This is a genomic window from Cupriavidus sp. 22TCCZM01-5 (genome assembly GCF_057798915.1).
The window spans coordinates 173,177-180,326 of record NZ_JBYOJR010000010.1 but is presented as its reverse complement, the minus strand read 5'-3'; the positions used below and the strand labels follow the sequence as shown (position 1 = coordinate 180,326).

The following is a 7,150-nucleotide window of genomic DNA, read 5'->3' as shown; positions in this document are numbered from 1 at the left end:
AACTGACTGACCAGATCCGAAAATCCAGTCACGTTTTGCTGTGCGAGCACTGATAACTTTTGAAGCTCCGAAGTCCGAAGACCTCGTGCGTCCGCTACCCAGCGCCCACACTTATCGGTTGTTTGGTTGTTAAAGAACTTCGCCGCCGGCTTTGCCGTTCAGCGCGCTGCGTTGTCAGCAGCAGAGAAGGAAGATTATGCAGAACTTTCTTCGCTTCGTCAACCAGGGTCAGCAATCTTTTTTGCTTCGGTTGGCTGCGCCAACTGCGCGCTGCCGAACCACCCGATCGACCCGCAACCCTTGCTGCGTCTGCTTTGCAGCGCCGCGTTGTGTTGCGAGGGGGCGAATACTACGGGACCAGGGCAGCCTTGGCAAGCGTTTTGGCGAAATAATTCGGGAAGACCCAGAAGTGATCGATGGGTTCCTTCACGTTTGATTTCGATGATCGACCTTGCGCTGGCCCTGCATGCAGCCGTACCAGGCCCGGGACACCCTATATATAGAGGCTTCCGTGGCAGGAATGCTCGCGAGAACTTCCGAGCGAGCGTGCGGATGTTTGTCACGCACGACACGATGATTCATGATCAGGGACTTCAGCACAGTGCTACCGCCCGAGCGGAAATCTCATGACCATCCGGATTGTTCGACTCGGCTCCCCGCGCGCCGCGGATGAGGGCCTTCGTATTGGCACTGTCCGCCGCCCACCACGGGGGGTTCCGAAGTCCGAGTTCGCCAGCCGCGATTTCTATGACGTCTGGTATCCCGTCCTGTCCCCGACACCCGAACTGGTGGCCCAGGCGCTTGCAGCCGGGGACGACAAGGCCTGGCGCGCCTTCGTCAGGCATTTCCGCAAGGAGATGGCCGCGCCCGATGCCAGCCATACGCTGGACCTGCTGGCCGCCCTGTCGCACAAGACCGATTTCTCCATCGGCTGCTATTGCGAGGATGAAGCGCACTGCCACCGCTCGGTTCTGCGCGAACTGCTCGCCGAACGCGGTGCGCAGATCGCCTGACGAAGGAGCCGCGCGCAAGCGCGTGCCGCTATGATGCGACGCTTGTCCGGGCCCGGGCTTCAGCCGGACCCGGTCGCCCCTTCTTCGCCCTGACTTCCGATGGTCCTGAATCTCGTCTGGCTCGGTTTCTTCCTGACCGCCTTCCTGGCGGCATGCATCAGGCTCGCCAATGGCGACCTTGCTGTGTTTCCCGCTATGTTGACCAGTCTGTTCGACAGCGCCCGCACGGCGTTCGAGATTTCGCTGGGACTGGCCGGCGTCATGAGCCTCTGGCTGGGCATCATGCGCATTGGTGAGCGAGCCGGCGTTGTAGACGCCTTTGCCAGGCTGGTCAGTCCGCTGCTGCGCCACTTCTTTCCAGGCGTGCCCCAGGGCCACCCGGCCCAAGGTGCCATGATGATGAACGTCTCGGCCAATCTGCTCGGGTTGGACAACGCCGCGACACCGCTGGGGCTCAACGCGATGCGCGAGCTCCAGACACTGAATCCGCGCCCGGAAGTGGCCACCGATGCCCAGGTCATGTTCATTGTTCTGAACACCGCAGGCCTGACTCTGATCCCGACCTCGGTCATCGCCATGCGGCAAGCCATCGCGATCAAGCAAGGACTGATCGGGTTCAATGCGGCGGATATCTTCTTGCCGACACTGCTGGCAACCGGCGGTTCGTTCCTGGCGGGTCTGCTGGCGGTGGCCTGGATGCAGCGGCTGAACCTGTTCCGGCCGGCGGTGCTGACCGCCTTTGCCATAGCGGCGCTAGGCTTGGGCGGTCTCCTGATCTGGCTTCGCCACGCGCCTCCGGATCATGTCAGCCAGGTCACCGCCCTGGCAGGCAGCGGCTTCATCCTTTCACTGATCACCATTTTCCTGGTGTGCGGAGCCATACGCCGCATCAACGTCTATGAGGCCTTCATCGACGGCGCCAAGGAGGGCTTCGGCGTCGCCGTGCAGATCATTCCTTACCTCGTCGCGATCCTTGTGGCAATCGGGCTATTCCGCGCTACCGGCTGCATGGACATTCTGATGCACGGGCTGACCGTCGGCTTCGCCTGGCTTGGCCTGAATACGGAGTTCGTGCCCGCGCTTCCCGTCGGGCTGATGAAGATCCTGTCGGGCGCCGGCGCCCGCGGGCTGATGGTGGATGTGACGACCACCTACGGCGTGGATTCCTTCCAAGGTCGGCTTGCCGCGATCATCCAGGGGTCGACCGAGACCACGTTCTATGTCCTGGCCGTCTATTTCGGCAGCGTCAATGTGCGCAACACGCGCCATGCACTCGCTTGCGCGCTCGTTGCCGATGTCGCCGGACTGTTCTGCGCTGTCGGGGCCGCTTATCTTTTTCGATAGACAGATTTCCGCCCAGGAGGGCCTTAGGCGCCTCTAAACGTAGAAATCAAACCCCATTCGTTGTATCGACACAACAATAATGTGTCAAAAGCAAAACATTGCTGAGCGGGCACTTGGTGCGACGCAGCAAGGCGTGTATAGTGAAGTCTGTCTCCTCCACCACCTCGGTGGATTCCAACCCGCGCAGAACACTGCGCGGGTTTTTTTTGCCCATTTTTGGCATAAGGCCCTGCTGCGATTGGCTTTCCGCCGCAACTTGTTGCGGCGAGCCAGACACGCACCAGATCTGCCGCGATTGCCACGCGATGGTGCAATAGTGCTCCATGTCGTGGCACTCAAGGCACCGGTTCTCGATTTTGTTGCGATGCAACAAGCGCTGCCGTAGAGTGGCCAAAGCACGTCACTCGCCCATGCCCGCCCTACTGTCCTTTCTCCGCTACTGGCCTGACGCTGCGCTGATCCGGCGCGGCATGGTTTATGCCGGGTCATTTCTCTCCCTCGCCAGCATGGCATGGCTGAGCGGGCAAGAGAGCTATTTCTGGGCGGCGACCGCCTCCATCTGGACATGCCTGGCCGACCGTGAAGGCACGGCAGCCGAACGCCTTGCCAGCCTTGGCGCTGTCGGCCTGGGCGGCAGTCTGGCCAGTGCGCTGGGCGCTGCCGTGGCCTCCAGTCCTGTTGCGGCCGTGCCCTTGGTGTTGGTCGCGGGAATAGCTGCCGGCCTGGCGGAAACGCGCGGGCCGGCCGCGGCGCTCGCGGCCAAGCTGCTGTACGTGGTCCTGATCGCCGCCTGCCTCCAGCCTGCGACCGGACCGGATGTGCTGGCCCATCTGGCGGATTCCGCCCTCGGCTACCTGAAGGGCGGCGTGTTTGCCTGTGCCGTCTGCCTCGCGTTGATTCCCTCGCGCCGCGACATGCGCCCGCGACCTGAGACGGAGGCCGTCTACGCCGCCCTGCAGCGCTTCGCCACGGCACTCGCCGCCGACAGTGCCGCGGCCGAACTGACCGCCTGCAAGCAGGACATCCGCAACCGCATCGAGGCAGCGCGGCGCGCCATCCATGCCAGGCGCAGCCCGCGGGACGCCCATGCGCTGCTGCACTACGCCTATGTCATTGGCATTGCCGACGCCTTGTTCGGCCTGCTGATCGTGGCAGCCGAGTTGCGTGAACGCGCGGGCCCCGCACATCGCCTGCCGCTGCGGCACGTGGCGCGCTGCATGGCCGACGCACATCAGCAAGTCAGCCAGGCCATGGCCCGGCACGCCGCGGACCTGCCTTCCCTGAGCGCGGCGCTGCGGCACGAGCTGCGGCGGCTGATATCGCCAATGCCCAACGCCAGCGCGCCGCCGCCGTACCAGGCCGCACTGGGTGCGCTGGCGCGGCACCCGGAATTCGAGCCCTGGCGTGCCGGATTCTCCTGGCCGCGCCGCGGCCTGTGGCACGTCGTGGATCGCGTGCGTGGCGCGCTCGGCGAACATGCCGCGCGCGACGCGCTGGCTGGTCGCCATGCCATCCGGCTGGCGCTCGGCGGCTGCCTGAGCCTCTTGCCGGCGCAATGGTGGCACGTGGATCACGGCTACTGGGTAGCGGTCACGGTCATCATGGTGCTGAGCCCGCAGCTCCAGACGACGCGCCAGATCTCGCTCAAGCGCTTCGCGGGGTCGCTGGCGGGGGCGCTGCTGGCATGCGCGGTCGGGCTGTTGCACCCCGCGCCGACGATAGCGCTGGGCATCAGCGCCGTATTCCTCGCCGGTGCCTACGCCAACCGGCTGGCCGCCCAACCCGCCGGCTTTGCGTTCTGCCTGACACCGGCGGTGATTCTGTTCTCCTGGGTCGGCGCGCCGGCCGTCGACAGCAGCCACTTTGCCGCATTGCGCGGCATTGACACGGCGCTAGGCTGCCTGATTGCGCTGGCAAGCTATTACATACTGGCGCCGCGCATGGAGCGTTCGCGCCTGCTGCGCCACGCCCTCGAGGCACTTGCCGTCAATGCCGTCTATCTGCGGGCTGCCTTCGCAGCGGCCCGCACGGCAGCCCCAGCCAGGGCGCGGCTCGAGGCGCTGCGGATTGCGGCCGGCCGGGCCTCGACACGCGCGGAACGTACCCTGGCAGAACATGGCGAGGGGCTCACGCCGGATGTGGCACAGGCGTACGCCTGTCTGCACGGCACCGCGCGCCGCCTGGCGGCACTGGCCGGCGTGGTACGGGCGGGCGCAGAGTCCGGTTCGTTCGACGCCTTGCCGCGTTCCCCCATGCAGTCAGCCCTGGCCGCGCTCGAAACCCGCCTTGCCGAGATTGCAATACGGCCAGGACATGAGGCCACGGGCCTTCCCGGGACGCAAACGCTTGCGGTCGAACTTGTGCCGCAATTGCCCTTCGAGTGCTTCCTGGCCGAGCAGGCGGACTATGCCAATGCCCATATCGCCGCGGCCCACGCCGCCGCGGCCGCGTTGCGCGAACCTGAGCCGGTCGCCGCGCCGCCCGGCCTCGCACACCGCGCGTGAGGGCGCGCGCGGCGCCGCATGCCGGCCTTTACCGCGCCAGCCGATGTCCTAGAATGTTGTCATTCGTTCGTCGACCGCACGAGGGGTACGCCATGTCCGCTGTCTCGTTTCCTCGCGCCAATCCGACCTACTGCGCGGCCAGCCTCAGGCTGTCCTGCCCAGCAACGGTCAACGGCAGCCCTACCCAGTACTCCGTCACAGCCGAAGCCCTCGAAGCGCACTTCGGCGCGCGCTCGCCGCGCGAAGAGGATCTGCTGGCGGCCTTCACCAGCAACCGCCAGCGCATCGAGCAACTGGCGGAAAGCCTGTTCGAACTGACCGAGGCCCGCGAGATCGTGCTGCGCAGCGGACATTTCCGCTTCGCAGGCTGACGCCCTTCGGCGCCAGGGGACTCAGTCCGCCGCGCCTTCGCCACGCACCAGCAATACCGGCATGGTGGATTGCCGGATGACTGCCTCGGCCACGCTGCCCAGCACGAGACGGCGCACGCCGCGCCGTCCGTGGGTGCCAATCACGAGCAGGTCGGCCCCCCACTGACGGGCAGCTTCATTGATGGATGCGCCAATGTCGCCCGGTACGGCGGCCTCGCTCACCAGCCGGGTTTCGTGTTTCACACCGGCGGCCGTCAGGTGCCTGGCAGCCTCTTCGAGCGCCCGCCGGCCACTCTCTTCAAACGCCTTCTGCACCTGGCTCGGGTCGTAGAAGCCGGCATCGAACAAAGGCGTCGCGCTGTCCACGACATAGAGCGCGAGTACCGCCCCGCCGCCCGGGCCTGCCACGCGGACTGCCTCATTCAGGGCCAGGGCGGACGTGCTGCTGCCGTCCACTGCTACCACGATCTTGTTGTACGCCGCGCCAGTCATCTTCGTACCTCCGTAGACAGGAAAGGGGATGGCGACCGCAGGTCACCGGTCCTCATACTATACGTGCGCGTGCGGCTGGCGGCACGTGGCGGGCCAGCAGGTAGCCGTGTGCTAGATTAGGCGCAGACCTCCAACGATGGGAGTGAGAAGCGTGACGGACTCCGGATGGACTCGCTGATCACTGCCGCGGCGCGCGCCCTGGCGGGTGGCGATCCGCTTGGCGCGCTGAACCGGATCGCCCTGCGCGACGATGCCCCGGCGCTCGCGCTGCGCGGGATCGCCATGGCGCAGCTCGGCGACCTCGCCCGTGCCAAGGCACTGTTGCGTGGCGCCGCGCGCGCATTCGGCCCGAAAGAAGCGGTCGCACGCGCGCGTTGCGTCGTCGCCGAGGCCGAGATCGCCCTCGCCTCCCGCGAGCTGGGGTGGCCTGCCAGGGCACTCGACACCGCACGAGCCACACTCGAAGCGCACGGCGACCGCGTCAACGCGGCACATGCCCACCACTTGCAGGTCCGCCGCCTGCTGCTGATCGGCCGTCTCGACGACGCCGAGCACGCCCTTGCCGGACTGGATCTCGCCACGCCCCTGCCGCCAGCCCTGCGGGCGGCGCAAGAACTGGTCACCGCCGGCATCGCGATCCGGCGCCTGCGCACGACGGCGGCGCGTGCCGCGCTCGGCCTGGCCGCCGATGCGGCGCGCCGGGCCGGCATTCCCGCGCTGATGGCCGAGGTCGAAAGCGCGTCGTTTGTCCTCGACACACCCGCGGCCCGCCTCATCTCACACGGCAGCGAGCGGCTGCTCCTGCTCGACGAGGTGGAAGCGCTCTTGCTCTCCGGCACGCTGGTAGTCGATGCCTGTCGTCTCGTCGTGCGTGAAGGCGCCAGCGTGGTCCCGCTCGCCCGGCGTCCGGTGCTGTTCGCGCTCGCGCGCATGCTTGGCGAAGCCTGGCCGCATGATGTGCCGCGCGACACGCTGATTGCGCGCGCCTTCCGGACGAAATTCGCCGATGCCTCACATCGTGCGCGCCTGCGCGTCGAGATCGGCCGGCTCCGTGCCGCCCTCGCGCCGATGGCGGAGGTAACCGCGACCGGACGCGGATTCTCGCTGGCACCGCGCAACGCGGAAGAAGTCGCCGTGCTGGCGCTGCCCGTCGAGGATGCTTACGCGACCGTGCTTGCCTGCCTGGCCGACGGCGAGTCCTGGTCGAGCTCGGCCCTGGCGCTTGCGCTTGGCGCCAGCCAGCGCACCATGCAGCGCGCCCTCGACGCCCTGGCGGCAGCGGGCAAGGTACAGCCGGTCGGCCACGGGCGCGCGCGTCGCTGGATGACGCCCCCGGTCCCCGGATTCGCGACGACCTTGTTACTCCCTGCCCCGCTGCCCGGCGGCTAGCATGAAACGCACATCCACCCGTAACGAGGACACGGAA

The 7,150-nt window shown here is 66.7% G+C and carries 7 protein-coding genes; 5 read left to right on the top strand and 2 right to left on the bottom strand.

All coding sequences use genetic code 11. The annotated features are described in order from the left end of the window. Positions 1-626 precede the first annotated feature (626 nt). Both AC3FNH_RS12790 and AC3FNH_RS12785 read left to right on the top strand, forming a co-directional pair. Complete coding sequence (locus tag AC3FNH_RS12790) at positions 627-1,013, top strand: DUF488 domain-containing protein (RefSeq protein WP_276098804.1); 387 nt, start codon at positions 627-629, stop codon at positions 1,011-1,013. A 99-nt stretch (positions 1,014-1,112) separates the two neighbouring features. Then, on the top strand, positions 1,113-2,357 hold the full coding sequence (locus AC3FNH_RS12785; protein WP_488720291.1) for a nucleoside recognition domain-containing protein: 1,245 nt from the start codon (positions 1,113-1,115) through the stop codon (positions 2,355-2,357). 46 nt (positions 2,358-2,403) lie between these two features. Here the strand turns inward: AC3FNH_RS12785 and AC3FNH_RS12780 are convergent, their stop codons facing one another. After that, a complete protein-coding gene (locus AC3FNH_RS12780) occupies positions 2,404-2,682 on the bottom strand; it encodes a hypothetical protein (protein WP_276098806.1) in 279 nt (92 codons plus the stop codon). Between the two features lie 85 nt (positions 2,683-2,767). Here AC3FNH_RS12780 and AC3FNH_RS12775 point away from each other — a divergent pair, with 85 nt between their 5' ends. Next, positions 2,768-4,861 (top strand): FUSC family protein, encoded by a 2,094-nt coding sequence (locus tag AC3FNH_RS12775; protein WP_488720290.1) that lies wholly within the window; start codon positions 2,768-2,770, stop codon positions 4,859-4,861. A gap of 92 nt (positions 4,862-4,953) precedes the next feature. Next, positions 4,954-5,232 (top strand): DUF1488 family protein, encoded by a 279-nt coding sequence (locus tag AC3FNH_RS12770; RefSeq protein WP_011299329.1) that lies wholly within the window; start codon positions 4,954-4,956, stop codon positions 5,230-5,232. 21 nt (positions 5,233-5,253) lie between these two features. Here the strand turns inward: AC3FNH_RS12770 and AC3FNH_RS12765 are convergent, their stop codons facing one another. Then, positions 5,254-5,724, bottom strand: coding sequence for a universal stress protein (locus tag AC3FNH_RS12765; protein ID WP_488720289.1), 471 nt, complete (start codon positions 5,722-5,724; stop codon positions 5,254-5,256). A gap of 165 nt (positions 5,725-5,889) precedes the next feature. Here AC3FNH_RS12765 and AC3FNH_RS12760 point away from each other — a divergent pair, with 165 nt between their 5' ends. Beyond that, positions 5,890-7,113, top strand: coding sequence for a helix-turn-helix domain-containing protein (locus AC3FNH_RS12760; RefSeq protein ID WP_488720288.1), 1,224 nt, complete (start codon positions 5,890-5,892; stop codon positions 7,111-7,113). Positions 7,114-7,150 lie beyond the last annotated feature (37 nt).